Source organism: Nocardia grenadensis, from assembly GCF_050942415.1.
Lineage (GTDB): Bacteria > Actinomycetota > Actinomycetes > Mycobacteriales > Mycobacteriaceae > Nocardia > Nocardia grenadensis.
In genome coordinates this window covers 1-26,640 of the sequence record NZ_CP192054.1, presented here as the reverse complement: position 1 = coordinate 26,640, position 26,640 = coordinate 1, and the positions used below count along the sequence as shown (strand labels likewise).

The 26,640-nt window shown below is 66.5% G+C and carries 22 protein-coding genes, 2 tRNA genes and 1 pseudogene; 9 read left to right on the top strand and 16 right to left on the bottom strand.

Annotated features, from left to right (window positions below):
* The first annotated feature begins 72 nt into the window (after positions 1–72).
* Together crgA and ACQPYS_RS00120 are read left to right on the top strand one after the other, a co-directional pair.
* Positions 73–339 (top strand): cell division protein CrgA, encoded by a 267-nt coding sequence (gene crgA, locus ACQPYS_RS00125; protein WP_030524428.1) that lies wholly within the window; start codon positions 73–75, stop codon positions 337–339.
* Positions 340–431: 92 nt separating this feature from the next.
* Positions 432–893: a PH domain-containing protein gene (locus ACQPYS_RS00120; protein ID WP_433491383.1), complete on the top strand. Its 462-nt coding sequence runs from the start codon at positions 432–434 to the stop codon at positions 891–893.
* 108 nt (positions 894–1,001) lie between these two features.
* On the opposite strand, the gene ACQPYS_RS00115 is transcribed toward ACQPYS_RS00120, so the two are convergent.
* Complete coding sequence (locus tag ACQPYS_RS00115) at positions 1,002–1,883, bottom strand: rhomboid family intramembrane serine protease (RefSeq protein WP_433493158.1); 882 nt, start codon at positions 1,881–1,883, stop codon at positions 1,002–1,004.
* Between the two features lie 187 nt (positions 1,884–2,070).
* Between ACQPYS_RS00115 and ACQPYS_RS00110 the strand changes: the two genes are divergently transcribed.
* Complete coding sequence (locus ACQPYS_RS00110) at positions 2,071–2,277, top strand: hypothetical protein (protein ID WP_431939569.1); 207 nt, start codon at positions 2,071–2,073, stop codon at positions 2,275–2,277.
* 6 nt (positions 2,278–2,283) lie between these two features.
* Here the strand turns inward: ACQPYS_RS00110 and ACQPYS_RS00105 are convergent, their stop codons facing one another.
* Positions 2,284–3,078, bottom strand: coding sequence for an ABC transporter permease (locus ACQPYS_RS00105; protein ID WP_063040475.1), 795 nt, complete (start codon positions 3,076–3,078; stop codon positions 2,284–2,286).
* Positions 3,079–3,137: 59 nt separating this feature from the next.
* The gene (locus ACQPYS_RS00100) at positions 3,138–4,232 is read right to left on the bottom strand and encodes an ATP-binding cassette domain-containing protein (protein WP_433491382.1); all 1,095 of its coding nucleotides are present in this window, start codon (positions 4,230–4,232) and stop codon (positions 3,138–3,140) included.
* A gap of 867 nt (positions 4,233–5,099) precedes the next feature.
* Between ACQPYS_RS00100 and ACQPYS_RS00095 the strand changes: the two genes are divergently transcribed.
* Positions 5,100–6,005 carry an oxygenase MpaB family protein gene (locus tag ACQPYS_RS00095; protein ID WP_433491381.1) on the top strand — a complete coding sequence of 302 codons (906 nt, stop codon included), beginning with the start codon at positions 5,100–5,102 and terminating at the stop codon, positions 6,003–6,005.
* Between the two features lie 131 nt (positions 6,006–6,136).
* Positions 6,137–6,439, top strand: coding sequence for a hypothetical protein (locus tag ACQPYS_RS00090; RefSeq protein ID WP_433491380.1), 303 nt, complete (start codon positions 6,137–6,139; stop codon positions 6,437–6,439).
* On the opposite strand, the gene ACQPYS_RS00085 is transcribed toward ACQPYS_RS00090, so the two are convergent.
* Positions 6,398–6,697, bottom strand: a complete 300-nt coding sequence (locus tag ACQPYS_RS00085) for a cold-shock protein (protein WP_063040416.1) — start codon at positions 6,695–6,697, stop codon at positions 6,398–6,400. The two genes, ACQPYS_RS00090 and ACQPYS_RS00085, sit on opposite strands and share 42 nt — an antisense overlap.
* Positions 6,698–6,809: 112 nt before the next feature.
* Here ACQPYS_RS00085 and ACQPYS_RS00080 point away from each other — a divergent pair, with 112 nt between their 5' ends.
* Together ACQPYS_RS00080 and ACQPYS_RS00075 are read left to right on the top strand one after the other, a co-directional pair.
* Positions 6,810–7,451: a class I SAM-dependent methyltransferase gene (locus tag ACQPYS_RS00080; protein ID WP_433491379.1), complete on the top strand. Its 642-nt coding sequence runs from the start codon at positions 6,810–6,812 to the stop codon at positions 7,449–7,451.
* A gap of 157 nt (positions 7,452–7,608) precedes the next feature.
* Entirely contained in the window at positions 7,609–8,142 is a 534-nt protein-coding gene (locus ACQPYS_RS00075) for a helix-turn-helix domain-containing protein (RefSeq protein WP_431939574.1), read from the top strand.
* 24 nt (positions 8,143–8,166) lie between these two features.
* Here ACQPYS_RS00075 and ACQPYS_RS00070 read toward each other — a convergent pair whose 3' ends face one another.
* The gene (locus tag ACQPYS_RS00070) at positions 8,167–9,048 is read right to left on the bottom strand and encodes an NAD(P)-dependent oxidoreductase (protein ID WP_433491378.1); all 882 of its coding nucleotides are present in this window, start codon (positions 9,046–9,048) and stop codon (positions 8,167–8,169) included.
* Between the two features lie 176 nt (positions 9,049–9,224).
* Between ACQPYS_RS00070 and ACQPYS_RS00065 the strand changes: the two genes are divergently transcribed.
* Complete coding sequence (locus tag ACQPYS_RS00065; protein WP_433493157.1) at positions 9,225–9,530, top strand: winged helix-turn-helix transcriptional regulator; 306 nt, start codon at positions 9,225–9,227, stop codon at positions 9,528–9,530.
* Positions 9,531–9,540: 10 nt separating this feature from the next.
* Here ACQPYS_RS00065 and ACQPYS_RS00060 read toward each other — a convergent pair.
* Both ACQPYS_RS00060 and ACQPYS_RS00055 read right to left on the bottom strand, forming a co-directional pair.
* Positions 9,541–9,613: transfer RNA gene (locus ACQPYS_RS00060), tRNA-Ala, on the bottom strand.
* A 91-nt stretch (positions 9,614–9,704) separates the two neighbouring features.
* Positions 9,705–10,808, bottom strand: a pseudogene (locus tag ACQPYS_RS00055) (oxygenase MpaB family protein).
* A 248-nt stretch (positions 10,809–11,056) separates the two neighbouring features.
* Between ACQPYS_RS00055 and ACQPYS_RS00050 the strand changes: the two are divergent.
* On the top strand, positions 11,057–11,707 hold the full coding sequence (locus tag ACQPYS_RS00050) for a TetR/AcrR family transcriptional regulator (RefSeq protein WP_433491377.1): 651 nt from the start codon (positions 11,057–11,059) through the stop codon (positions 11,705–11,707).
* A gap of 299 nt (positions 11,708–12,006) precedes the next feature.
* Here the strand turns inward: ACQPYS_RS00050 and ACQPYS_RS00045 are convergent.
* The 9 genes from ACQPYS_RS00045 to dnaA form a co-directional block, all read right to left on the bottom strand.
* A tRNA-Ile gene (locus ACQPYS_RS00045) sits at positions 12,007–12,080 on the bottom strand.
* Positions 12,081–12,260: 180 nt separating this feature from the next.
* On the bottom strand, positions 12,261–13,367 hold the full coding sequence (locus ACQPYS_RS00040; protein WP_433491376.1) for a DUF3566 domain-containing protein: 1,107 nt from the start codon (positions 13,365–13,367) through the stop codon (positions 12,261–12,263).
* Between the two features lie 39 nt (positions 13,368–13,406).
* Entirely contained in the window at positions 13,407–15,908 is a 2,502-nt protein-coding gene (gene gyrA / locus ACQPYS_RS00035; RefSeq protein ID WP_433491375.1) for a DNA gyrase subunit A, read from the bottom strand.
* Positions 15,909–15,975: 67 nt separating this feature from the next.
* Positions 15,976–18,021, bottom strand: coding sequence for a DNA topoisomerase (ATP-hydrolyzing) subunit B (gyrB, locus tag ACQPYS_RS00030; protein ID WP_063040402.1), 2,046 nt, complete (start codon positions 18,019–18,021; stop codon positions 15,976–15,978).
* A gap of 308 nt (positions 18,022–18,329) precedes the next feature.
* A complete protein-coding gene (locus tag ACQPYS_RS00025; protein WP_433491374.1) occupies positions 18,330–18,896 on the bottom strand; it encodes a DUF721 family protein in 567 nt (188 codons plus the stop codon).
* A 346-nt stretch (positions 18,897–19,242) separates the two neighbouring features.
* Positions 19,243–20,457, bottom strand: a complete 1,215-nt coding sequence (recF, locus tag ACQPYS_RS00020; protein WP_433491373.1) for a DNA replication/repair protein RecF — start codon at positions 20,455–20,457, stop codon at positions 19,243–19,245.
* Between the two features lie 184 nt (positions 20,458–20,641).
* A complete protein-coding gene (dnaN, locus tag ACQPYS_RS00015) occupies positions 20,642–21,817 on the bottom strand; it encodes a DNA polymerase III subunit beta (RefSeq protein WP_433491372.1) in 1,176 nt (391 codons plus the stop codon).
* Positions 21,818–23,521: 1,704 nt separating this feature from the next.
* On the bottom strand, positions 23,522–24,103 hold the full coding sequence (locus ACQPYS_RS00010; protein ID WP_433491371.1) for a putative glycolipid-binding domain-containing protein: 582 nt from the start codon (positions 24,101–24,103) through the stop codon (positions 23,522–23,524).
* 311 nt (positions 24,104–24,414) lie between these two features.
* Positions 24,415–26,640 (bottom strand): chromosomal replication initiator protein DnaA, encoded by a 2,226-nt coding sequence (gene dnaA, locus ACQPYS_RS00005; RefSeq protein WP_433491370.1) that lies wholly within the window; start codon positions 26,638–26,640, stop codon positions 24,415–24,417.

Here is a 26,640-nt window from a genome sequence, read left to right as displayed (position 1 = left end):
CGCTGGGCATCACACCGATTACCTGGTGGGATAGCCTTGGAATACGACCTGCACGCTGAACTCGAGGACATCATGCCCAAGTCGAAGGTCCGGAAGAAGACCGACTACACGATCAACCCCGCCAGCCGTACGCCGGTGAAGGTGAAGGCAGCCGGTCCGTCGCCTGTCTGGTACGTCACCATCATGCTGGGCTTCATGCTGGCGGGCCTGGTCTGGTTGCTGGTCTACTACCTCGCGGCCGATCAGATCAGCTGGATGAGCAACCTGAATGCCTGGAACTTCCTGATCGGGTTCGGGCTGATGGTGGTGGGGCTGATCATGACGATGCGGTGGCGCTAGCGGCACCTCTACCGGGGTTACACCGGTGTAATTAATGCACACCTGTGGATAACTCTGTGGATAACCCTCGACCTCAGATGGAGGTACACCGCGTGCAGCCCGACCGCACCGAACCCGGTCTCGCCTGGACGACTCCCCTGCCCGCGTTGATCGCGGCGGCCGGTGGCGGGGTGGTCCTGGCGGTAGCGGCGGTACTGATGACCGAGCTGCCCGGCAAATTCCTGCTCGGGGTGGCCGCACTGGTACTGCTGGGATTGGCCGTGCTGGGAATGCGCCAGCGGCCCCGGCTCGCGGTGGTACCCGGGGAGAATCCGCGGCTGGTGCTGCGCACCCTCACCGGCGTCACCGAGTACACCCGTGACCAGATCCTGCGTGCCCGGGTGGTGGGCTACCGCCGCCTGGGCCGGAAGTCGCCGATGCTGGAGATCGATGTGGACCATCTGGGATCCGAACGGCTGCTGATCTTCGGCCGCTGGGATCTGGGCACGAGCCCCGAGGATGTCTACGACGCGGTGCGGACGGAACTGCGGTTGCGTGGCGACGCCGCGCGCTGAGCACCCAGGCGGGCGGCATCATGGCCACATGAACTCCGCGCGGCCGAATGTTTCACGTTGAACATGCCGGGGCCCACGGCGTCGGAGCTGCGGCCGGGCCCGTCCGGCTCAGCGCAGCGAAACCGCCGCGAGCACTATCACCGCGACGGCCACCACCGCCAGAGCCGCCAACGCGAGCACCCCGACCAGCCGTGCCCGCTCCGGCGTGCGAACCCGTAGCCAGGCGGGTAGGAACATGACGCCGAGGGTCGCCAGCGTGCCCGCGGCCAGACCGCCCAAATGCCCCCACAGCGAGATGCCGGGTAGTGAGAAGCTGATGAATACGTTGATCGCGATCAGGATCAACATATTGTTCGGGTTCTGCCGCAACCGGATCAGCACGACCGTGATCGCGCCGAACAAGCCGTAGACCGCGCCCGAGGCGCCGGCCGTGAGACTGTCCTGGGCCAGCAACATCACCGCGGCCGATCCGCCGAGCAGCGATATGAGGTATACGGCCAGGTAGCGGGTCCGGCCCAGCACCAGTTCGATATCGCGGCCGACGATATACAGCGCGAACATGTTCAGCAGCAGGTGGATCAGCCCGTAGTGCAGGAACCCGGAACCGATCACGCGGAACCAGTCGCCGCCGGCCACGGCGGGCGGGTACATGACCCAATCCACGAACAGGGCCGACCCGCGCTCGTTCTCCATCACGCTGCGGGACTGCGCCGCGGTGACGGCGTAGATCACGATGTTGAGCGCGATCAGGGTGTAGGTGACGAACGGGACCGAGCTACGGGCCGCGGCCGAACCCGATACGGTCCGCATCTGCGGTGTGCTGCGCTGATCGGCGCGTAGGCAATCGACACAGTGCTGCCCGACCGAGGCCGGACGCAGGCATTCCGGGCAGGCCGGACGGCCGCAGCGGGTACAGGACAGACCGGTCGGGCGGTCGGCGTGCCGGACACACACCCGAGCCGGGGTCGAGGGCTGCTGGGGGTTCACCAGGGACTCCGCTTCGTTGCCGGAGCTGTTCCGCAGTGCGCTCCCGACCTGGCCGGGCGTGTCGTACTCACCAGCCCATCGTGCCATGCGCGCCCGCGGTCCGTAGCTCGACGGTGCTGCACTCCGGGCCGATGACAGCGCCCTGACCTGCCGGTCTGCGTTATCCGCCGGGCTGTGTCAGAGTTGTGCCATGAGCTCGAGGCCACTGCGTCCATCCAGTCGTTCGCGCTATCGGTTGCTGGCCGCCGCCGCGGTGGCGGCTGCGGGCGGTACCGCGTGGCTGGTGCGCAGCAAGCGCCCACAACCGCCCGAGCCGGCCCCGGCACCGCCCCGGATCGGCTATACGCGCAACGGCGCCGCGGCGGCTCCGGACGGTCCCGAAGCCACCGCGGACTGACCGTTCTCAGCGGCTGACGGTCCTGCGGTACTGCCGCAGCGCCAGCGGGACGAACACGGCCAGAATGATGACCACCCAGACCAGGGTGGTCGCCACCGGGTGCCGCATCGACCAGGCGGTGGACTCCGCGGTGAGCGGCGCGGTATTACCGAACAGTTCCCGGGACGCCTGGGTGAGGGCCGAGACCGGATTCCATTCGGCGAAAACGCGCAGCGGTGTCGGCAGCTCGTCCATCGGCACGAAGGTGTTCGCCAGGAAGGTGAGTGGGAAGATCACCATGAAACTGGCGTTGTTGAACACCTCGGGCGTGCGCACGATCAGGCCGACCACGGCCATGATCCAGGAGATGGCGTAGGCGAACAGCAGCAGCAGGACGTAGGCCAGGATCGCGTCCACGACCGACCCGCGGATCCGCCAGCCGACCACCAGTCCGGTCAGTGACATGACCACCAGGCTGACCACGTTGATGACCACATCGCTGACCGTGCGTCCGATCAGCACCGAGGACGGGGCCATGGGCAGCGAGCGGAAGCGATCGATGATGCCCTTCTGCATATCCTCGGCGAGGCTGAGCCCGGTGAACGTGGACCCGAACACCACTGTTTGGACGAAGATGCCCGCGATCAGGAATTCGCGGTAGCCGCCCTCCATACCGGGCACCTTGATTGCGGTACCGAAGATATAGGCGAACAACAGGACGAACATGATCGGCGAGAGGGTGCTGAAGATCAGCACGTCGGGCACTCGCTTTATCTTGATCACATTGCGTTTGGTGACGGTCAGACTGTCGCTGACCACCATGGACAGCCGCTCGACCAAGGTGGGGTTCTCCCCGATATCACCGACGGTCGCCAGCGCGGTCATCTGCTTCTTCCTTCCATCGCCTCGATTGCTTCGACTTCGCGCGGCGGACCGGATCCGCCGGCCGTATCCGCCTCGGGGACCTCTCCGGGGCGCCCACCGCCCTCGGACGTCCGGCCCTGCTCGTAATCGCCGCCGTCATCGGCCGTTTCCTCGGCCTCATGCCCGGTGAGCGTGAGGAACACATCGTCGAGCGAGGGCCGCCGCAACCCGACGTCCTGGATCTTCACCCCCTCGTCGCTCAGCTTGCCGATGGCGGCGACCAACGCCTGGGATCCGTCGCTGACCGGGACCACCACCCGACGCAGCCCGGGTTCGATATGGATATCGCCGTCGGCCAGCGGCGCGAGCGTCCGCCGGGCCACGGCCAGATTGTCGATGTGATCGACGGTCAACTCGATCCGATCACCCCCGACCATGCTCTTCAATTCGTCGGCGGTGCCGCGGGCGATCACCTGACCCCGGTCGATGACCGCGATGGCATCGGCGAGGCGGTCGGCCTCTTCCATATATTGGGTCGTCAGCAGCAGGGTGGTACCGCCGGCGACGAGTTCCTCGATGACATCCCAGAGGTCCAGCCGGGCCCGTGGGTCCAGACCCGTGGTGGGTTCGTCGAGGAACAGCACCGGCGGGTTGGCCACCAGTGCCCCGGCCAGGTCGAGCCGACGGCGCATACCACCGGAGTAGCCGCGGACCGGGCGGTCGGCGGCATCACTGAGACGGAATCTCTCCAGTAGCTCGCGCGCGCGTTCCTTACTGCGCCGCGTGCCCATGTGATAAAGCCGCCCGACCATTTCCAGGTTCTCGAAACCGGTCAGATATTCGTCGACCGCCGCGTACTGCCCCGAGGCCCCGATCCGCGAGCGGAGCGCACGCGGCCGGGCGAGTACGTCGATCCCTGCGACAGTCGCCCGGCCGGCGTCGGGCACCAGCAGAGTGGTGAGCACTCGAACGGTGGTGGTCTTACCGGCTCCGTTGGGTCCCAGTAGCGCGGTGACCGTGCCTTCGGGCACGGTCAGATCGAGGCCGTCGAGTGCGCGCACCCGGCGGCCGTAGTGTTTGACGAGACCCTCGGCGACTATTGCGTCGGGCATGATTCTCCTGAACTGAGTGATCGACAAGGACGAGTCGTATATCGCCGGTGGCGAGCCACCGACCTCAGGCGCTTCGGCCGCCCGGCCGACACTGTGCAGTATCGTCGCGGCCACCGACGTTTTCATCCGATTTATCCGGTTCTCCGGCGTCCTCCCCCACTACTCCAGGGCCCATCGCGGACCGGCAACGGATGCGGGACACACCGGATCTCATATCCATCGCTCCCGGTCGCGAAATCGCGCGTGGCGCACCACTCGATTCGGTTTCCGCGGCTACTCGAGTGCGCTCCGGAGCACGACAGTCGAAGTGGCCGTGCGCACGCCGACAGTGCACAACGGCATAGTGACAGCCGGGTCCGACAAGTCGGCCCGGACAATGCTCGGCGAGGGCCGCATATCGCCGTGTTCCGCTGGGCGGAATACAACGGACCGGTAGGTCAATTCGATTGATCGACAACACTTCCGGCCGTTCTTCCGCATGGTCCACCGACCCCGGCACGACACTGTGATCCGCACCGAAAAAAGTTCGAAACTCCTGGGCCCCATATGCGCGTACTTTCGCGATATCGCGTAGGATCGGTGCCGTCGGCCCCTCCCCCCCGGGCCGACCTTACGCGGGCCTCGGCTAACTCCCCCCCTTCGCCGAGGCCCGCTCTCATATCCGGGCTCCGTCGCCACCGCACACCCGGCCCCCGCTCCCCCTTTTTCGGGTACCGCGTTCCGCTCCGCGAACATCGGTCACGTACGGCTCCCGAAACCACTTCCCGCCCTACATCAGGACGCCGCGCACATCCCCCAACGCAATAGTGAGAGATTTGCAGTATCATCGTCTCATCAGATCGATGCAGTAGATCAAGGGAGATCCGCATGACCGCGTCCGTCGTAGCCACCGACACGCACGCTCCGGTGGAGCGCCGCCCCTTCGGTCCCGGCACCCGGACCTGGGAAGAAACCGGCCTGATCACCTTCTCCCTCACCGCGGGCTCCGCCTTCCTCCTGCAGACCATGGAACCCACCATTTCCGCGGTGGTCGATGCCCACTCCACCTTCCGTACCGACCCGGTCGGCCGCGCGGTACGCAGCCTCTCGGCGGTGATGATGTGGACCTACGGCGGGGAGGAATCGCTGGGCGAGACCGACCGGCTACGCAAGATGCACGCCACCCTCAACACCACCGACGCCAAAGGCGTCCGGCACACCGCGCTGTCCAGCGGCCCGTGGGCCTGGGTGCTGCACACCGGCACCTTCGCCTTCTCCGAGAACGCGAAGTACTTCTCGAAGCGCCCGCTCACCGCGGCAGAGAAAGAGGATTACTATCGCGAAGCCCTGCAGCTGATGCGCAACTTCTCGGTACCCCCCAAGGAACTGCCGGCCACCTACGCCGATTTCGAGAAATTCTTCGCCGACCAGGTCGAGAACCATCTGGAGGCCACACAGACCGCGAAGGATTATCTGAAGGTCATCCGGACCATCGCCCCACCCACCCAGCTGCCGGGGGCGCTGCGCCCGGTGTGGCAGACGCTGACCGGCCCGTTCGGCCGGATGCAGTACTTCGTCACCGTGGGTACCACGCCGGAGGCGGCCCGCCGCAAACTCGGTCTCACCTGGAGCGAATCCGACGAACGGAAATTGCGCGTCCTCGGCTGGTTCCTCGCCCGACTGGTCCCGCTGCTGCCGGAACGGCTGCGGTACTTCCCCATCGCCTACGAGGCCCGCAGGCTCGAACGCGACAAGGCACGGCTGCGTAAGGTTATCGATGTGCGGCCGCTCTGAAACGCCGGGGACGAGGAGGAGCTGATCATGACCGGGACGATTTCGATTCCCGGCTACGAGCAGGTGGTGACGCTACCCCGCGAGCTCGGCCATACACAGTCCCGGAGGTCTACCGCGACGAGAACGACCATATGAACGTCACGCACTATTTCGCCTTGTGCGTATCGGCCGCGACCGGGGTCTTCGAACGGGCGGGAATCACCGACGAATACCGCGCCGACCGGGGTACCGGTTTCTTCACCGGCGAACACCACATCCGGTACTACCCCGAAAACGCACAGCCGTACGGCCGCGGCGTTCGCCGCCGATACCGCGGCCGCCCTCGACCGGGAACTCACAGCGGCCGCGGTGGATTGGCCGGCACCGCTCTGTGGCGCCATGCGGGTCCGGCGTTAATTCCGGCTGCGGCCGCCGCCCGGGACGGTATCGGGTAGTCCGGCGCCGGCCTCCGGCCGGACCGTCACCGCCTCGTGCCCGCGGGGCCGGGCAGTGCTGACGAACAGCACCGGCTGACCCGCGTGCAGGGTGCGGTAGCCGTCGGTCTCTATGCACCGGTACTCGACGAATACCTGATCGGTTCCGTCGTCGGGTTTTATGTAGCCGAAGCCCTTCTCCGAGTCGAACCAGAAGACCCGTCCGCGTCTCCAGTCCGATCCGTCGATCCCGGGCCCGCTGAAATCCGTAGCAGGCATTACCAGGTCTTCTCCCTCGTCTGCGCAGGGGCGACACCACCAAAGCTACGCCCCGGCACCGCGAACGTCACGAGCGCCGCCGGGTTACGCCTTGGACACTACTGTCTTCCCGGTGACCGAATCCTGTTTTCTCTCTCGTACCCGCGCCGGTTACGACGCGATCGCCACCGCCTACGCCGAGCATGCGGCCGGCGAAATGGACAGGCGGTTCTGGGACCGAGCGGTACTCACCGCGTTCGCCGAGTCGGTCGGCGTTTCGGGTCCGGTCGCCGATATCGGATGTGGGCCGGGCCGGATCGCCGCTCATCTGGCGGCGCAAGGGATCCGGGTCCACGGTATCGACCTGTCCCCGGCAATGGTGGAACTGGCGCGGAACACCTATCCGGATATCGATTTCGAGGTGGGATCCATGACCGCGCTCGATATCCCCGACGGCTCGCGGGCCGGCGTGGTGGCCTGGTATTCCCTCATTCATATCCCGGCGGCCGAACGCGGCGGTGTGCTCGCCGAGTTCCGGCGAGTTCTGCGCCCCGGCGGCAAACTGCTGCTGGCCTTCCAGTCGGGTGCGGACGTCCTGCATCTGGAGGAGGGCTACGGGCACGCCATATCGCTGGACTTCCACCGCATCTCGACCGGCGAGCTCGCCGATTCCCTTACGGTGATGGGATTCAGCATCGAGTTGCGGCTCGACCGCAGCGCCGAGGACGGGGAACGGACCGGGCAGGCGTACTTGATGGCGACCCGCTCGAGTTGATAGAAACCGCTATTTCTATCAAAAGGATCATGTATGACATCATTTTGATAGGTATCAGGTTGATCGGTTTTCCCGCGAACAGCCCGCGTGCCGTGCTCTCGATCACTACATCGAAACGATATTTGACGGCATCATTTCGATAGATAACCCTGGTCAGGTGGTGATCAAGAAGAACCCGCTCGGCCCCACCGGCGATACTGTGCGCGCGAACGTCCTGCGGTATCGCAACCGGATGAACTTCGGTTATGCCGATCTGGCGCGCAGGCTCGAGGCCATCGGACGTCCGATCCCGGTACTCGGCCTGGCCCGGATCGAACGGGGTGAGCGCCGGGTGGACGTGGACGATCTGATCGCACTGGCGGTCGCGCTCGGCGTCTCACCGACCAGCCTTCTACTGCCGGACACCTCGACGGCCGGCGAACCCGTGAAAGCCACCGGGATCGACGGCACGGCAGCGGATCTGCTGGGTTGGCTCCGCCTCTTCACGCCGTCGGCGCATATCGGCAGACCGGCCGGTGAGCGCTTCGTCCGGGACGCCATCCGGTTCATCGCCGACGCCCGGCCGCGCTGGGATATCGAAAGCCTCACCCTGGAGCAACTTCCGGGCGTGGACCATATGGAGTACGCCGCCGAGATCACGGAGAAGGCCCGCCTGGCGAATCCGGCACCGGAACCCGGCCCCCGCGGATAGCGGGGGTCCGGGCCCGGCCGAAACCTATGCGGAGTCGCCGCCTCGCATCAGTTCGAAGATGGGTACCGGACGTCCGGCCTTCTCACTCGCGCTCCGTGCCCGGCGCCACAACCCCTGAGCCGCACGGGAAAGGGTGGTGTCCACGCCGGCCTCGGCACCGGCATCGATGACATGCTGCGCTCCCGCGTCCATCATCTCGAAGGCAGCGAGATCGCCCCAGCCTCCGGCCTTCGCCGCTGCGGCGTACTCGCTCATGAAGAACGGATACGCCTCGCTGGACCGCACAGCGTACGGCAGGAATTGGTCGATATCGACCCCGGAGCGGTCGATAACGGCGAGCGCCTGGTCGAAGGCGAGCATCCACGGATGGAAGACGGTCAGCAACGCCTGATAGAAGACCTGCGCCAGACCGTCGTCCACCCCGAGGTACTCCTGCGGACTCAACGGCCGCAGGAGTTCGGCATGGGCGTCGAAAACCTCCCGCGGTCCGCTGTAGAACACATACGAGGCCGGGTGGGCGATATTGTCCCCGGCGGACATGAAACCGCCGGAAAGGAATTCGGCACCCTGCTCACGCACCCATGCCGCACCCTTACGCGCGTTCTCGGGCGAATCCGAGGACAGGTTGGCGATCACCTTGCCGGGCAGACTGCCGGCCGCCGGGCCGAGTACGTCGTACATCGCCGCGTAATGGGTCAGGCTGAGCACGGTGACTTCATTGGCTTCCAGTGCGTCGACCGCGGTCGCGGCACGTTTCGCGCCCTCGGCCACCATCGCGTCGGCCTTGTCGCCGCTGCGATTCCAGACGGTGACCTCGATACCGGCGGCGAGGAACGCCCGCACCATCGCCCGGCCCATCGGCCCCAGCCCGATGACACTGACGGACCGGATCTTCTCCTGAGACATTCGATGTCCTTCTCGGTAGTGGTTCAGCTGGTTGCGGCGCCGATACCGATGCTGGTCACGTGGGTAGAGTCGGACAAGAACGCACCTGCGGATGTGGTTGCTTACCGCCAGGTCCGTAACGAGGTCAGGAGGACAAGGTGGCCGGCGCGAGTGATGCGGATCACCAAGTGTGTGGGATGTCGCTGGCCATCGAGGTGGTCGGTGGCAAGTGGAAACTGCACCTGATGTGGGTCCTGGGTGCGAGCCCACAGCGGTTCGGCCAGATTCGCCGGGCGTTGACGGGGGTCAGCGAGAAGGTGCTGACCGAGAATCTGCGCCAACTCGAGGCCGGCGGCATCGTCCGGCGGGAGGTGTACGCGGAGGTCCCGCCGCGGGTCGAATACTCGCTGACCCCGCTCGGGGAGGAGCTCGCCCAGGCGCTGCGTCCGCTCGAGGAATGGGGAGACAGGCACCGCGGCCATCTGGCCGCAGTCGCCTGCTAATCGCCCGAAGTGGAGCCTAGGGGAATCGAACCCCTAACCCCTGCCTTGCAAAGGCAGTGCTCTGCCAATTGAGCTAAGGCCCCGGGCAGTCGTGCGGCCGGAGCCGCAAGTTGCCTGCGAAACACTAGCGTTCCGACACGTACACCGTCAAACAAGGATACCCGCGGGCACCGATCAGCGCCGTAGGGCACCGGTCGCCTCGAACTCCGCTTCCCGGCCCTGCATCTGTTCGCGATACCAGTTCTCCCGGTGCCAGAGCATGATCCGCTCATGCACCCGGCCGAGCCGCGCCCCGCTGCTCCGGGCGGGGGGCGAATGCCGCGGGATAGGACTCGATGAGTTCGGCGCCCTGCGCACCGGAGTCGTACGACCTCGCGACCATCGTCATCGCCATCACCCGCAGCGTGTCGGCCACGGTCTCGGGGTGTCACGTCAGCCGAACGCACAGAAGATATCCCATGTACTTCTGGAAATGCAGGAGCGCCCGGAACTCCGCGGGGGTCGTCTGGTGGCCCAGCGCCCACAGCCCCAGGCCCGGAATCGTGCTCCCGGCGATCAGCGTCAGCAACTGATAGGTCTGGCTGATCGGCAGCCCCCACCGCTCGATCTCCCATTCCGGATGCCGCTGTACACCCGCGCGCACCGAGACGTGCATGATCCGCACCTTCAGCGCGGTGGCCCACCCCGGTGAGCCCGGACTCAGCAGCGCACCGGGCTGGGAGACATCCATCCAGAACCGGCAGGTCTCCAGGAAGCGGCGCAGCGCGCTGTCCCCAGCGTAACCACCGGCCAGCGAAAGTGGTGTCGCGACCGCGGATTCGGTGTACATCTCCAAGGTCTCCGCACCCGCGAAACCGAACAGCACGGTGCCCCAGCGCCGCCAGACCGCGGCGCCGCGTTCGACCAGCTCCGGACGGACCCAGTCGGGTACTGTCTCGAACTCGTCGAACAGCTCGCGCATGGCCATCGGTGCGTCGGGGACCGAGTCGATGCCGCCACGCAGCGCGGTGTCCAGCAGCCGACGGCCGTGCTCCCGGCCGGTCTCCCCGCACATGACCTCCGCGGCGAAACGTTCCGCGACCGGATCGCCGGCGAACATATCCGCGCACAGCGCCCGCGCCTGCTCGTCGGTCGGAAACAGCCCCGAACGGTCATCGTCCGGAAAACCCGTTCGACTCGCCTGACCGTGGGAGTGTCTCGCGCCTGCCAGTAACGGAAGGCCGTCGGGCATTGTGTGTCCGTTGCGTCCCCGGCCGGTGTCGCCGCTGGTATCGACATCGCTGCTCTCCTCACCGGGGCCGCCCGGGACCTGGTGGCGAACCGCGACGGCGCGCGATCCCACCCATACCGAATCGTATGGATTAACTGTACTTCATAGTACGGAGATGGCATCGGACACTTCCGCACGGCAGAGACACAGATCGCGGGCTCGACCGGCGTCCGGCCATGATGGGCGAATACGTCGAGGCCGTCGGCCCCCTCCCCTACCATCGGAGTATGAGACTCAGCGCTGACCTGTCGAACCGATGACGGCGGGTTCGTCAACGGCTTCGCACCCCGATCCCGCCGACGACCGGACGGCGCCACCCCGACCCCGATCGAAAAAGGCTCGCGCCCAACAGACCCGGCGCCGGCGCACCGCCCGGCTGTCCTACGACGACTGGGTCGACGGGGCGCTCGAACTGCTGTCCCGCGAAGGCATCGCGGCGATCAGGATTCCGCGGTTGTGCCAGGAGCTCGGAGTGACCAAGGGCAGCTTCTACTGGCATTTCGACGATATCGAACAGCTCATGGCGGCAATGGCCGACCGCTGGAGCGCGGTACAGAGCGAGACGATACGGGAGCTGGGCGGCTTCGTGGAGATCCCGGTGGAGGAGCGGATCGAGAAGATGGCCGCCATGCTCGTCGACCACCGGCATTGGATCGTGGAGACCACAGTGCGGGAATGGTCGCGTAGCAACCCCAAGGTGGCCGATGCGGTACGCACCCTCGACCAGCGGGTGTTCGAGACGGTTCACCGGACGATGCTGGACCTGGGATTCGACGAGAACCAGGCCGGCCTCCGGGCAGGCGCGATGGTCTACATCGGCCTCGGCTTGATCCACGGCCGGGACAATCTGCCGACGCCGACCACCGAACAGGTGTACTCGGTCATCGAACTGCTGGCCCGGCCGTGATCACGGCGACCCGGTTGTCACCGGGTCCGCCGGCAACGACAGCGAACGTCGCCCGGGGCAAGGTCAGCGTGTGGTGACCTCGTGCCACAGGTCGGCGTCGTCACGCTGGCGCAGCTTGCTGATACCGATGAGAACCGCAGCGACAAGACCGATGGTGAGAACGTATTTCATGCTCTCGAGCCTAGTCCTGTGGCACCGGGACAGCTCAATTCCGGACCGGACGGTATCCGGGAACGCCGAGGGAAACGAATCAGCCCCCGAACCTGGAAAGGTTCGAGGGCTGGTGTCTCGTACAAGTGTGGGTCTAGGAGGACTTGAACCTCCGACCTCTTCGTTATCAGCGAAGCGCTCTAACCGCCTGAGCTATAGACCCGCGGGGTGCATCGAACTTCAGTTTCGCACGTGAACTGTAGTTCTATGACCGAGAACAGAGACTACAGGAAACCGTGATTTCAACCAAAACAGCTGGTCAGAGCATTGACGTCGAAGCTCGACCGAGAAGCGGAACGGCCGGCGCCCAGGCCTGGCGCCGGCCGTTCCAGATGTGTACGAATCAGTCCGGGTCGGCCAGCGTGACCTGGATCCCGCCGACCATATCGCAGCACTGGTTGTAGATGAATGTGCCGACCGTGGCCAGCGCGGTGAACAAGACGACATTGATGAGCCCGATCACCCCGGCGTAGCCGAAGACCGTACCCGCGTCGATCAGCCCCACCGAGCCGCTGTCCGGAGACACCATATCGGTGAAGGTGCTGTTGAGCCGCTCCCAAACACCCATGCCCGCGAGCACCATGTACAGCAGCGCGACGGCGATCATCCACACGAAGAACATGGCCACGCTGATCACCAGGGTGATCTTCAGCGTGGACCACGGATCGATCCGGCGCACCTGCACGGTGGCGCGCAACGGTTCTCCGCCGAGCACCGCCTGCGGCAGCCCGCGCGGCGCCGCCGGCGCGGACGGGGTCGCGACCGGCGGTGTGTACGGATTGTGCGGTTGATTGGGCGGCTGTTCCGGGGGTAGCGGATGCCGGATCTCGGAAAGATCCGGCATATCCTTCACCAGCTCCGGACGCGCGATGCTGCGCGTCGGCCCGTCCAGCCCAACGGATTTGGACATGGCCGCTTCCTTGCGTGCCGCCTTGGCCGCCAGGTCGCTGGTGGTGCGGGCATTGGTGACCCCGCCCTGCAGGCCGCCGCCCTGCAGGCCGCCGCCGCCCTGCAGGCCGACCGACCGCTGGGCGCCGCCCACCGGCATATGGCCGGGCCGCGAGAGATTCGACTGTGGTTCCCGCTGCGGCAGCTGCGACCAGCCCTCCTGGTATCGGTTGGTGTCCTGCCCGTTGCCGGGCTGCTGGTTGCCCGCGCCGCCCTGCTGATCGCCCGGTCCGCCACCGGCCGACGGACCGGAACTCCGGTCCGTCGGGGCGTTGCGCGATTCGGACGCGAATTCGCCTTGCTGCTCCTGCTTTTCGGGCTGCGGACCACCGGCGGGCGCACCGCCGGACGGGTTACCGCCCGGCTGCCCGCCTGCCTGTTCGTGGTCCGCGGCCTCGCCCGGCCGCTGAGTCGGGCGCGGCGAAATCGGGGACGGGGTGACCCGCTCGGTCACGCCGTTCGTCTGCTGCCGCTCGTCGCTCGGCTGTTTCGGAGTGGTCAATGGGAATCCTCGGATCCGTTCTTTGCCGCCGATATGGGATTACTGCTCGGGAGAACCGCCGCCGTCGATCTGTTCGGGCTCGTCGGCGTTACGTGCGATCGCAAGCAAGGTATCGCCCTCGGCGAGGTTCATCAATCGCACGCCCTTGGTCTGCCTACCGGCCTTGCGCACCTGCCGGGCGGCAGTACGGATAACGCCTCCACTGGAGGTGATGGCATACAACTCGTCGTCGTCGTCGACGATGAGCGCCCCTACCAGCGTGCCACGCCGGGTGTCGTACTGGATCGTCAATACACCTTTTCCGCCGCGTCCCTGGGCGGTGTACTCCTCGATAGCGGTCCGCTTGGCATAGCCACCCGAGGTCGCTACCAGCAGGTATGTCCCGTCCCGGACCACATTCAGCGACAGCAGGGCATCCTCGGCATTGAACCGCATACCCTGCACCCCGGAGGTGGCGCGTCCCATCGGGCGCAGCGCCTCGTCGGTGGCCGAGAAGCGGATCGACTGCCCCTGCGCGGAGACCAGCAGCAGGTCGTCCTCGGCCGAACACAGTACGGCGCCGACCAATTCGTCGTTGTCGCGCAGGTTCACCGCCACGATCCCGCCGCTGCGGTTGGAGTCGAAGTCGACCAGGCGCGACTTCTTGACCAAGCCCTTCTGCGTGGCCAGCACCAGGTAGGCGGCATCCTCGTAGGATTTGATCCGGATGACCTGGGCGATCTTCTCGTCCGGCTGGAAGGCCAGCAGATTCGCCACGTGCTGTCCACGCGCGGTGCGATTGGCCTCCGGCAATTCATATGCCTTGGCCCGGTACACCCGGCCCTTGTTGGTGAAGAACAACAACCAGTCGTGGGTCGAGGTCACGAAGAAGTGCCGGACGATATCGTCCTGCTTCAGACCCGCGCCCTGCACACCCTTGCCGCCGCGCTTCTGGCTGCGGTACAGATCGGTCTTGGTGCGCTTGGCGTACCCGGTCTCGGTGATGGTGACGACCACGTCCTCACGGGCGATCAGGTCCTCGTCGGCCACATCGCCGTCGGCGGAGATGATCTGGGTCCGCCGCTCGTCGCCGTGACGCTCCACGATCTCGGCGAGTTCGTCCTTGACGATCGCGCGCTGCCGTTCCGGCTTCTCCAGAATGTCCTTCAGATCGGCTATCTCGGCCTCGAGCTTGGCCAGTTCGTCGACTATCTTCTGCCGCTCCAGCGCCGAGAGACGCCGCAACTGCATATCCAGGATCGCGGTGGCCTGGGTCTCGTCGATATCGAGCAGTTCCATCAGGCCGGTCCGCGCGGTTTCGGTATTGGCCGACCGGCGGATCAGCGCGATGACCTCGTCCAGCTGATCCAGCGCCTTGACCAGACCGCGCAGGATATGAGCCCGTTCCTCGGCCTTGCGCAGCAGGTAGCGGGTACGCCGGACGATGACTTCCAGCTGATGGTTCACATACAGCCGGATCATCTGATCCAGCCGCAGGGTGCGCGGAACGCCCTCGACGATGGAGAGCATATTCGCACCGAAGCTGGTCTGCAGCTGGGTGTGCTTGTACAAGTTGTTCAGCACGACCTTGGCGATCGCGTCGCGTTTGACCGTGACGACGATGCGCATACCCACGCGGTCCGACGATTCGTCGTGGATATCGGCGACGCCCGCGATCCGGCCGTCCTTGACCTGTTCGGCGATCGCGTTGATGAAGTTGTCGGTGTTGACCTGGTAGGGCAGTTCGGTGATGACGATCGTGGTGCGCCCGCGGACATCTTCTTCGATTTCCACCACACCGCGCATCCGGATGGAACCGCGACCGGTGGTGTAGGCGTCGTGGATGCCCTGAGACCCGACGATCAGACCGGAGGTCGGGAAGTCGGGGCCCTTCACCCGTTCCATACAGGCGGCGAGGGCGGCTTCCTCGTCGGCCTCGTGGTTGTCGAGAATCCAGTAGATCGCCGCAGCCAGCTCGTTCAGATTGTGCGGCGGGATATTGGTCGCCATCCCGACCGCGATGCCGTTGCTGCCGTTCATCAGCATGTTCGGCACCCGGCTGGGCAGAACTACCGGTTCCTGGGTTTTACCGTCGTAGTTGGGGATGAAATCGACCGTGTCGTGGTCGATTTCCCGCAACAATTCCATGGCCAGCGGGGTGAGCCGGCATTCGGTGTACCGCATGGCGGCGGCGCCGTCGTTGCCCCGGCTGCCGAAGTTGCCCTGGCCGTCGACCAGCGGGTACCGCATCGCCCACGGCTGGGCCATGCGGACCAGGGTGTCGTAAATGGCCGAGTCGCCGTGCGGATGGTAGTTGCCCATGGTGTCGGCCACCGGGCGCGCCGATTTCACATAGCTGCGATCGGGTCGGTAACCGTTGTCGTGCATCGCGTACAGGATCCGGCGGTGCACCGGTTTGAGGCCGTCACGGACCTCGGGGAGCGCGCGGCCCACGATCACGCTCATCGCGTAATCGATGTAGCTGCTCTGCATCTCCTGCTGGATATCGACCGGCTCGATCCGGTCGCCCGCGCTCTCCGGCGGCAGGGTGGTGTCGGTCATGCAATCTCCTAGGTACTGACGGAATACGGCGGGTCACCGCGCGCGTGAGCGCTGCGGGCGGACCGCCCTATACGTCGAGGAAGCGGACGTCCTTGGCATTACGGGTGATGAAGCTGCGGCGAGCCGCCACATCCTCGCCCATCAGGACGCTGAACAGCTCATCCGCGGCGGCCGCGTCGTCCAACGTCACTTGACGGAGCACCCGGACCGAGGGGTCCATGGTGGTCTCCCACAGTTCCTTGGGGTTCATCTCGCCGAGACCCTTGTACCGCTGGATACCGTCGTCCTTGTTGATCTTCTTACCGGCGGCCAGACCGGCTTCCAGCAGACCGTCGCGCTCCCGGTCGGAGTAGGCGAACTCGGGATCGACCCGATGCCACTTCAGCTTGTACAGCGGCGGCTGCGCCAGGAACACGTGCCCGTGCTCGATGAGCGGCCGCATGAAGCGGAACAGCAGCGTCAGCAGCAGCGTCGAGATGTGCTGGCCGTCGACATCGGCGTCGGCCATCAGCACGATCTTGTGGTATCGCAGTTTGGCGATATCGAACTCGTCGTGGATACCGGTGCCGAAAGCGGTGATGATCGACTGGACCTCGGCGTTCTTGAGGACCTTGTCGATACGCGCCTTCTCGACATTGATGATCTTTCCGCGCAGCGGCAGGATCGCCTGGTACATGGAGTCCCGGCCGGATTTGGCCGAACCGCCGGCGGAGTCGCCCTCGACGATGTAGATCTCGGATTTGCTCGGGTCCTTGGACCGGCAGTCGGCCAGCTTGCCCGGCAGGCCGCCGATATCCGTCGCGCTCTTGCGCCGGACCAGCTCACGGGCCTTCCGCGCCGCGACCCGGGCCTGCGCCGAGGACACCGCCTTGTTGACGATGGTCTTGGCATCCGCCGGATTGGCCTCGAACCAGTGCGCGAGATGCTCGTTGCAGGACCGCTGCACGAACGACTTGACCTCGGTATTGCCGAGTTTGGTCTTGGTCTGGCCCTCGAACTGGGGCTCGCTCACCTTGACGCTGACGATGGCGGCCAGGCCCTCGCGGATATCGTCCCCGGTGAGGTTGCCGTCCTTCTCCTTGAGGAGCTTCTTCTCCTTCGCGTACCGATTGACCACCGTGGTCAGCGCGGCACGGAAGCCCTCTTCGTGGGTGCCGCCCTCATGGGTGTTGATGGTGTTGGCGAAGGTGTGCACCGACTCGGAGTAGCCGGAATTCCACTGCAGCGCGACCTCGAGCTCGTGCCCGGTGCCCTTACCGTTGAAGGAGACCACAGAGTTGTGGATCGGCTGCTTGGTCCGGTTGATGTGCCGGACGAAATCTTCCAGACCGCCCGGATAGTGGTAGGTGCGGGTCTTCACCTTGGGTTCGGCCGCGGGCTTCTCGCCGTTGTCGTCGTGCTTGGGCGCTTCCGCGGTGTCGCTGACCACCTCGTCGGTGATCTCGGTATCGCTGACGCGCTCGTCGGTCAGGACGATGGTCAGGCCCTTGTTCAGGAAGGCCATCTCCTGCAGGCGCCGCGATACGGTCTCGAAGTTGTAGGTGGTGGTCTCGAAGACCGCGGGATCGGCCCAGAACCGGATGGTGGTGCCGGTGGCCTTGGTCGGCTCGCCCTGGACCAACTGCCCCGGGACCGCGTCCTTGTAGGTCTGGCTCCAGTGGTACCCGTCGGTGTCCACCTCGGCTTCGAGCCGGCTGGACAGCGCGTTGACCACGGAGATACCGACACCGTGCAGACCGCCGGATACGGCGTAGGAATCGGAGTCGAACTTGCCGCCGGCGTGCAGCTGGGTCATGACGACCTCGATGGTCGGAATGCCCTGGGCGTGCATGGCGACGGGAATACCGCGGCCGTCGTCGACGACCTGGACACCGCCATCGGCGAGGAGAGTGACCTCGACCTTGGTGGCGTGGCCGGCCATCGCCTCGTCGACCGAGTTGTCCACGACCTCCCAGATCAGGTGGTGCAAACCGCGCTCACCCGTGGAGCCGATGTACATGCCCGGGCGCATCCGCACCGCCTCGAGGCCTTCCAGGACCTTGATGGAGGAGGCACCGTAGTCCTGCTTTTCCGATGCGCTCGAGCCTGATGCTTTGGAGTCTTTGGCAGCCACTGGTCGGTAGCTCTCCTTACTTGCTGATCCCCGGGACGGCGGTGGGACAGCGCACGTGGGCCCGGGACCGATCAGAGGGCTGCACGCAACGCGCCGAGGGTATCGCCGCTGATTTACAGTTCCATCCTACTTCGCGGCCCAACTTACAGTGCACCTGCGACACCCCTGACGGCTTCCTGGGTGAGAGAAATCGGACCGGCACGGGTCCCCTCGCGATGTGGCCGTTTCGAAGCACCAGATTCGGCCTGAGAGTTCACTGAGGCGCGGGGGCCCCGGACGCACGGCCGCGTTCCACGTGAAACCGGGTTCTAACCGTAGGTATCGCGGGGTCCACGACCCCGGATATGACGTTGCCCTTTACGCCAGCTCGGCGCTGTCGGCCCGGAGATCCGCAGTGAACGCACCACCCCGGGCCCCACCGCCGCGCTGATCTTCGCGAGCAGCTGCGCCTGCAGCAGGCGTAACTGTGTGGCCCAGGCCGTGGACTCGGCCGCGACACTCAATACCCCGTTCTCGAGAGAGACCGGTTTGGCATGGGCGGCGATGTCCTCCCCGACCACACCCGACCAGTGCCCGAACACTGTGCCTTCGGCGACCTTGGTGGACCAGCCGCGGCTGCGCGCGATCGAGGTGGCGAGTTTGGACAGCGGCTGCGGGTCGCGGTCGTCAGGGCGGGGGCCGGACCACCCGCTGCGGCGGCGGGCACCGGAACGGACACCACGACGCGGGGAGGAACGTCCCTGACCGACGGATTTACCGCTGGCGCGTGCCGCCGCCCGAGCCTCCTCCAGCGCCCGGCGGGCCAGGTCGACCCCGCGCAACTCCGGTTCGGTCGGAGGCGTTGCACCTCCGGGCGTTCCGGGCTGGTCGGTCATCGCTGCTCCACTCACCGGTGCGAGTTATCCCCAGGTTCGACCGGTTTTTCCTCAGTCTGTGCACATCCGGGAACCTGCGTCCGGCATCGCGCCTCCCGGATCGGCCCGAAGGCCGAGCCATCGAGAATACGCGCAGCTCAGGGCTGGTATTTCAGGTGCCGGTTCCGGTTGTCACCGAATGGACCGGGCAGCCGTCCGGAGTAAGTGGCGACGACCTGGTCGAATAGGTTATCCACAGGCTGTGGATAACCTGGTTCCGATGCCGGACGGGGGATAACGGTCCGGTGTACCGGCTCACTCTACGAACGGCCCGGCGCGCATGCAAGACAGCGGCGGCGCGTGTCCGTCATCCGGGCGGATCACCGGCGACAGCCGGCGGTGGGTCGCCTCCGGCGACCGGACTATCCGGCGCGAAACCGGATATCCGATGCTCCGGGTCCCCGGTGGTCGTCACCCGCAGAGTCGCGCCGATCAGCTCGGCGGGCACATCCTCGGGGACGGCCGCGGTGATCAGTACCTGCTCGGCGGCCGCCGCCACCGTGGCCAGCGCGGTGCGGCGACGCCGGTCGAGTTCGGCGAAGACATCGTCGAGCAACAGGACCGGTTCGGCTCCGTCCGCGCGGAGCAGTTCGAATGCCGCGAGCCGCAGCGCCAGCGCGAACGACCAGGACTCCCCGTGACTCGCGAAGCCCTTGGCCGGAGTTTCGCCGAGCATCAACTCCAGTTCGTCCCGATGCGGACCGACCAGGCAGACGCCTCGTTCGAGCTCCTTCGACCGCGCGGTGGCGAGTTCGCGCAGCAGGACCTCCTCCAACAGCGCCGCGTCCCCGGGATCGGGCGGCCGTCCGGGATCGAGTAAGTCGGCCGGCAGCGCCCCGCTGCGGTACCCGATCGCCGCCGGCCGCGACTCCGGCGCGAGAGCCGCGTACGCGCGGACGAGATGCGGATGGAGTTCGTGGACCAGACGCAATCGCTCCGCGAGCAGGATCGACGCATGATCCGCCAGATGTCCGTCCCAGACATCCAATGTGCTCAGATCCGCCCGCGCGGACCGGCCCGCGGTTTTCAACAGAGCCGAACGCTGCCGCAGCACCCGGTCGTAATCAGCACGTACACCGGCCAGGCCGGGGCGCCGCGCAGTGCACAGCTCGTCCAGGAAACGACGCCGCTCCCCAGGGTCGCCGCGGACCAGCGCCAGATCCTCGGGAGCGAACAACACCGTGTGCAGAATGCCGAGAATCTCACGCGGCCGGCGCACCGGAGACCGGTTGATCTGGGCCCGGTTGGCCGCGCCGCGGTTGAGTTCGATGTCGATCCGCAATTCGCGGCCCAGATGCACCACGTTCGCGCCGATCCGGGCGCGTTCGGCGCCGGCCCGGACGAGTGGCGCGTCGGTGGAGACCCGGTGCGACCCCAGCGTGGACAGATAGCCCAGCGCTTCGAGCAGGTTGGTCTTGCCGTTACCGTTCGCCCCCAGGAAAACCGTAGGGCCTGTGGATAACTCGATCTCAGCGTGCTCCCAGGATCGGAAATCACGCAAGGTCAGAGCACGGATATGCACCTGTTCACACCATCCGGCAAATGACAGCCCAGTTATCCACAGCTGTGGATAACTGGGGAGAGCGCAGGTCGCGGCAGTGGTTTGCGGAGGTATCGCTACCGACCGCCATCGCAGGTACGGTACACCCATCCCCCTGGTACCGGGCGGAGGTGCGCCGGTTCGTCGTTTCCGAACCCACTCCCGCTCAGCCCGGGAGCCGAACCGGCATCAACAGGTAGATGTAGTCGCTCTCCAGCGCCGGATACGCACCGGAATCGAGCGGCTCCGGCTCCTCCTCGCGGGCGGGCAGCAGCACAGCCGGGCGACTTGGTGTGGTGAACCCGAAGGTGACCCGCTCGGACCGCAGCGCGGACAGGCCGTCGATCAGGTAGCCGGGGTTGAAGGCGATGGTCAGCGGTTCGCCCCGGAAATCGGCCATCAGCCATTCCTCGGCCCGGCCGGCATCGTCGCCACCCGCCGACAACAGCAGACCCTCGCCGGAGAACTCCAGCCGCACCTGGGCGCCGCGTTCGGCCACGAGCGCGACACGTTTGATCGCCTCGGCGAGCGAGGCGACCTCCAGCGTCGCGATCGAGGTGTGCTCCTTGGGGAGCAGCTGACGGAACTTGGGGAATTCGGCGTCCAGCAGTCGGGTGGTGGTCCGGCGACCGCCGTTGACGATGCCCAGCAGCCCGTCGGCGCCCGCTCCGGACCCCAGCGACAGCTGCACCGGCCGATCGGAGGTCCCCAGCGTCTTGGCGGCCTCGGACAGGGTGCGGGCGGGAATGAGCACCGCGGTCTCGATATCGGCGCGCGCGGGTTGCCACTGGATGTGCCGCACCGCGAGCCGGAACCGGTCGGTCGCCGCCAGGACCACCTGCGGTCCCTCGATCTCGACCCGGATACCGGTCAGCATGGGCAGCGTGTCGTCGCGGCCGGCCGCGACGGCCACCTGGCCGACCGCCTCGCCGAACACCTCGACCGCCAGTTCCCCGCTCGACTGCGGCACCTCCGGCAATTGGGGATAGTCCTCCACCGGCATGGTCGGCAGCGAGAACTTGGCGCTACCGCACTGGATCAGCACGCGAGTGCCGTCCACGGAAACGTCCACCGGCTTGTTGGCCAGTGCCTTGGTGATATCGGCCAGCAGTTTGCCCGAGACCAGGACGCGCCCGGGACCGGCGACCTCGGCGGCGACCCGCATCTGCGCGGAGACCTCGTAGTCGAACCCGGAGACGGTCAGGCCGTCCTCGTCCACGACCAGCAGGACTCCGCCGAGTACCGGGACCGGCGGGCGGGACGGCAGACTGCGCGCCACCCAGGCGACCGACTCCGCGAAATCCTCACGCGCGACCCGAAACTTCATGCCTGCAAGGTCCATCGCCCGAGGTGTCCTCTCCCGTTCAGTGTGGATCGACGGCTGTGCTGCCCCCGTGTATCCCGCTGCGCCGACTCCGCCACCGGCGCGGGGCACGGCGGTCGATGCGGCGGCCGGAAAACCGGACCGGCCGCCCCAGGAGTCTGGCACAAGCGGCCGACATCAGACCGTACCCCGTTCAGAGCTACGCGGTCGGCTGCCCCTCCGACTGGAGGATACGTCTTCCGGCGGCGCCCGGGCCAGGCCGGGCGGGCGAATCGAATCGAATCGCCGCTGCCTGGGCGGATCAGTTGTGTACCGGTGTGGATGAACCGCGGAGGCGGCCGCTGTGGATCATCCGGGCGCGATGGCCGATAGTCGCGCTCCCCCGTGGCGTGGCCGTATCCACAGTCGTCCCACGGTAGCGGTGTGGACAGATCCGGAGCGAGTGACCTCGAGCAATTGCCGGCGCCCGACTTCTCGTCGTCCGGGCGGCGCTTGCCCTCCCCCTCGGTGTGGCAAGGAGGCCGGAAACCCGGACGTGCGACCGGTCGTGAGTACGGGATTCCGTCTCTTCGGACAGTGGCCCGGGTGGCGCGGGCTGGGCGGTTGCGCGAGCGCCGGAGAACGGTGCTGTGAGCGCCGCGGCGAGCGAACAGGGGACGGCCCGGCTCCTCGACGCCGAACAGATGAGAGATCTGTGCGCAGTGGGAGAGCCGTATGCGGCCCGCGATCGCTTCGTTCCCCCGGAGCCTCCCCTGCCCTCCTTGTCTCCCTCCGGGCGCTGTCGGGCGGTGCGGTCCGCTCGAGACTTGTCCACACAACCTGTTTTGAAGAGAAATTTTCTAGATGAAGAACAGGAGTAGTAATAGGCCCTGTGGAAACTGTGGATTCGGCTTGTTTTCGCAGTTCACACCGCGTGTCGGCCTGTGGATGGCCAGGGGATAACTCGAGGATGAATCGAGGGCGGCTGTGGACAGGTTTTGTTGTCCACACCGCGTCCACAGCTCGTCCCCAACTTGGTCCCCAGATTCTCGCCAGTTGTGCACACTGTGCATGGATCCGTGGACAACCTGTGGATTCCTCGAGGATTCCTCGAGGAATCCACAGGTTGTCCCCAACCCTCTGACCGGAACATCGCTGTTCAGTAGCTGTGGACGAAATCGCCTGTGGAAACTGTGGATAAACAGCATGTGGACAACTTGCCCCCAGCACCCCTCCGATCCTGTGGATGGACCGGTGGACAACCTGGGGAATCCACAGGTGTGGATACCGCGAACCCGCAGTTCAGGGCTCCCACAGGCTGTTAGCGACACACCTGTGGATGTTTCCGACACGCCGACGCCGGTCGAAGCAGGGTAGAGCAGCGGGAAAACGGGTGATTCGTCGGGCCCGCCAAGCGGATTGCGGCGGAACAACTTACGATTCCGGCCCGCCCGTCCGATGCTTCGGGCCGGGCGAGTGGCTCGAAGCCTGCGTCCGATGGATCCCCCGCCCGGCGAGCGCGATCGGATCGGTGGGCGAGGTGATCCTCGTCCGACTCTTCCCTGCGGGCAGGCGGCTCGGCATCGGGCCGTTCGGGCGCCACGGCATGCACGGGCGCCTGTCGCAGAAGGAAAGCAGTGGTGAGAGTTTCGATGTGGCAGGCACTCTCCCCCCCCGGGAGCGGCGACAACCGGGACCGGCCCACACGGGTCCAAAGCAGCCCGCACGGGGAGATAGGATCGCTCAGACGACGCGGGTGGCGATTCCCGGATAGCTCAGCACGAGGCCCGACGTGTCGTAGGTCAAGCGGCAGGCGAAATCGAATGCGGGCGCAGAGTAGTCGTAGCGTTGCCGGGTGCCGTGGTCGGCGGTGCGCCGGTACTCCTGCTCCAGGCGTCCGACAGGAAGATCGATCGCGCGGACATAGACCGTGGGCGCCACGGCGCGACCACCCACGGGCAGTCCCAGGCGGTGCACGGGCAGCGTATTGGTGAGCGCCGACGATTCCAGGTCCACGTCGAGGCAACCGTCCGGATCCGGCACCGCCGTACCGTCGATCAGCCACCGTCCGGCGCCGTCCGACTCGATCAGCACCGTATGCACCCCGGTCGGTGATCGGCTGATGATGCGGGCGGTACGGGTCGCCCAGCCCGCATCGACAGTGATCTCGTAGCGTACGAACCAGGTCTGATAGTCCTCGACCGCGGTGGTGCAGCCGTCCAGGCGATGGCCGTCGTTATCCCGGCTCAAATAGACGACCGCGAAGCCAGACCGGGCATCCCGATGCGACCACGCCGCGGTTGCCGGTAGTTCGGCGAACGACATCCCTGCCGCTCTCCCGAACCGTCGGCTGCCCACCGGTTCGGTTCCACGCTCGGGATCCCGGGTCGTCCCGGCCTCCACATCACTACCGCTGCGTCGACTGCCGGTTGGCACAGGCCCGCCGCCCACACGAACAGGCCCACCCCGAGCCGGCGGCGAGCGCCCGGACCCGGTCGCCGTACTCGCGCCAGGCGATCTGCGGGTGCCGCCGACGGTGCTGCCGGCGTGGGCACCGCGACTGCCTACCGGGCGGAGACATCTGCCCCGACCGAAGCCCGTGCGGCCCGCCGCCGGCCGCGGCGGGTGGGCGACGGTCAGCGGGAGCGCTGTTTGATCCGTGCGGTGAGTTCCTGGACCTGGTCGTACACCCGGCGTCGCTCCGACATCTCCTTGCGGACCTTCTTCTCCGCGTACATGACCGTCGTATGGTCGCGCCCGAACGCCTGACCGATTTTGGGCAGCGACAGATCGGTGAGTTCCCGGCAGAGATACATCGCGATCTGCCGGGCCTGGGCGAGCGGCCGGGCCTTACCCGGGCCGGTGAGTTCGTCCATCGAGGTATTGAAGTACTCGGCTGTGACGCCCATGATCGTGGACGCGGTGATCTCCACATCCTGTGATTCGGGCATCAGATCGCGCAGCACCACCTCGGCCACCGATTGATCCAGCGGCTGCCCGTTCAACGACGCGAAAGCGGTCACCCGGATCAGTGCGCCCTCGAGCTCGCGGATATTGCGTTCCACCCGGCTCGCGATGAGTTCTAGAACATCGTGCGGCACATCGAGGCGGTCCATGCGCGCCTTCTTACGCAGAATGGCGATCCGCGTCTCCAGTTCAGGCGGCTGCACATCGGTGATCAGACCCCACTCGAAGCGGGTGCGCAGCCGCTCCTCCAGCGTGGCCAGCTGTTTGGGTGGCCGGTCCGAGGAGACCACGATCTGCTTGTTCGCGTTGTGCAGGGTGTTGAAGGTGTGGAAGAACTCCTCCTGGATACCTTCTTTGCCCTCGATGAACTGGATATCGTCGACCAGCAGGATGTCGGTCTCCCGGTAGCGGCGCTTGAAAGCCACTTTCCGGTCGTCGCGCAGGCTGTTGATGAAGTCGTTGGTGAATTCCTCGGTGGAGACGTACTTGACCCGCATCCCGGGGAAGAGCCGCTGGGCGTAGTGGCCGGCGGCATGCAGCAGGTGAGTTTTGCCTAGCCCCGACGCACCCCAGACGAACAGCGGGTTGTAGGCGCGGGCCGGGGCTTCGGCGATGGCGACAGCCGCGGCGTGCGCGAAGCGGTTGGACGCGCCGATGACGAACGTTTCGAAGGTGTACTTCGCGTTCAGGCTGGCCGCCGGTTTCGCCGTATCCCCGGCACCCGAGGATTTCGCGAAGAAGGTCGGCCAGGAGTCCCGGACGTTCACCACCTTCTCGTCCTCGAGGTGCACATCGGGTTCCGGATCGACCCCCGGGTCACGGACGCTTTCGCGCAGGCTGTCGCGATCGGTATCGCGGACCTCGTCCCGCGGCGCGAGATCACCGGGGGCGAGGTCGGGCGCGAACAGAGTTTCCTGGGCGGGCCGGGCGGCACGTCGCGGCGGCAGAAGCGGATCCAGTTCGGGTCCGCCGTCCCGGGCCGATGGCGCACCGCGCTCCCGGCCGTTGGTCACCGGATCGCCGATATCGCCCCGGCTGCCCGCGTAGGGGTCCAGGTATTCCGCGGGTGGATACTCCCGGTCCCGTTCGTAACCGGTGTCCCGCGAATATTCCGCGGCCGGTGTGTACTCGCGGGGGTAGGACCGTGGTGCCGGGTAGGGGTCCCGGATCGGGTCCTCGATATCGCGGGGTAGCGCCGGATCGGAAGGAAAGCCTCCGGCGTGCGGTAGCTCGGGCAGGGTCGACCGGCGCGGCGCCTCCGCGAGCGGGTCGGTCGGGCGCGGCAGCGTGGGGTTGTGGGGCAGTTCACCGGTCAGCGGCAGTTCGGCCTCATGGGAGAAGTCCCGCCCGGGGAAACGCGGCTCACCGGGGATCTCCGCGGGATGCGGGAATCCGGGATCCGGTGGGTATCCGCGACCCGGGTACTCAGCGCCCTCGGGTTCGCGCACGGCCTCGGCCGGCCATGAGGTCTCGACCGGTCCGGCCGCGGGAAATGTGGACGGTGCCGGTCGGGAACGGCCGTTGCCGAAATGGTCGGGCCGGGGAGCCGGCTCCGGGCGACTGGTCATCCGCGCGTGCCGGGCCGGACCGTTGTCGGATCCGGTGGGCAGGGGCGCGGCTATCCGGACCCCGAGACCTTCCACCTGCGGGCCGAGCCGGCGGCCGAGCGACCGGAGAATGGGTTCACGCAGGTCACGTTCGATGGCCTCCTGAGCGAGTGAGGAAGGAACCGAGAGCAGCGCGAAGCCCTGGACGACCATCAAAGGTTTGACCAGTTTGAGCCAGGCCTGCTGAGCTCGGGTCACCGCGCCGATGGCGCCGTCGGGCGAACCGGTGGTCAACTCCGCGACCACCTCCGGCCACACGGTGGCCAGTACGTTCTGCTCGTCGTCCAT

Excerpts from the sequence above, each read along its gene's own strand:
- ACQPYS_RS00100 (WP_433491382.1), bottom strand. The coding sequence starts at position 4,232 with ATGCCCGACGCAATAGTCGCCGAGGGTCTCGTCAAACACTACGGCCGC.
- ACQPYS_RS00070 (WP_433491378.1), bottom strand. The coding sequence starts at position 9,048 with ATGTCTCAGGAGAAGATCCGGTCCGTCAGTGTCATCGGGCTGGGGCCG.
- ACQPYS_RS00110 (WP_431939569.1), top strand. The coding sequence starts at position 2,071 with ATGAGCTCGAGGCCACTGCGTCCATCCAGTCGTTCGCGCTATCGGTTG.
- gyrA (WP_433491375.1), bottom strand. The coding sequence starts at position 15,908 with ATGACCGACACCACCCTGCCGCCGGAGAGCGCGGGCGACCGGATCGAG.
- dnaN (WP_433491372.1), bottom strand. The coding sequence starts at position 21,817 with ATGGACCTTGCAGGCATGAAGTTTCGGGTCGCGCGTGAGGATTTCGCG.
- ACQPYS_RS00085 (WP_063040416.1), bottom strand. The coding sequence starts at position 6,697 with ATGCCTGCTACGGATTTCAGCGGGCCCGGGATCGACGGATCGGACTGG.
- ACQPYS_RS00050 (WP_433491377.1), top strand. The coding sequence starts at position 11,057 with ATGACGGCGGGTTCGTCAACGGCTTCGCACCCCGATCCCGCCGACGAC.
- ACQPYS_RS00065 (WP_433493157.1), top strand. The coding sequence starts at position 9,225 with ATGTCGCTGGCCATCGAGGTGGTCGGTGGCAAGTGGAAACTGCACCTG.
- crgA (WP_030524428.1), top strand. The coding sequence starts at position 73 with ATGCCCAAGTCGAAGGTCCGGAAGAAGACCGACTACACGATCAACCCC.
- dnaA (WP_433491370.1), bottom strand. The coding sequence starts at position 26,640 with ATGGACGACGAGCAGAACGTACTGGCCACCGTGTGGCCGGAGGTGGTC.
- ACQPYS_RS00105 (WP_063040475.1), bottom strand. The coding sequence starts at position 3,078 with ATGGTGGTCAGCGACAGTCTGACCGTCACCAAACGCAATGTGATCAAG.
- ACQPYS_RS00025 (WP_433491374.1), bottom strand. The coding sequence starts at position 18,896 with ATGACCGACCAGCCCGGAACGCCCGGAGGTGCAACGCCTCCGACCGAA.
- ACQPYS_RS00010 (WP_433491371.1), bottom strand. The coding sequence starts at position 24,103 with ATGTCGTTCGCCGAACTACCGGCAACCGCGGCGTGGTCGCATCGGGAT.
- ACQPYS_RS00090 (WP_433491380.1), top strand. The coding sequence starts at position 6,137 with ATGAACGTCACGCACTATTTCGCCTTGTGCGTATCGGCCGCGACCGGG.
- ACQPYS_RS00095 (WP_433491381.1), top strand. The coding sequence starts at position 5,100 with ATGACCGCGTCCGTCGTAGCCACCGACACGCACGCTCCGGTGGAGCGC.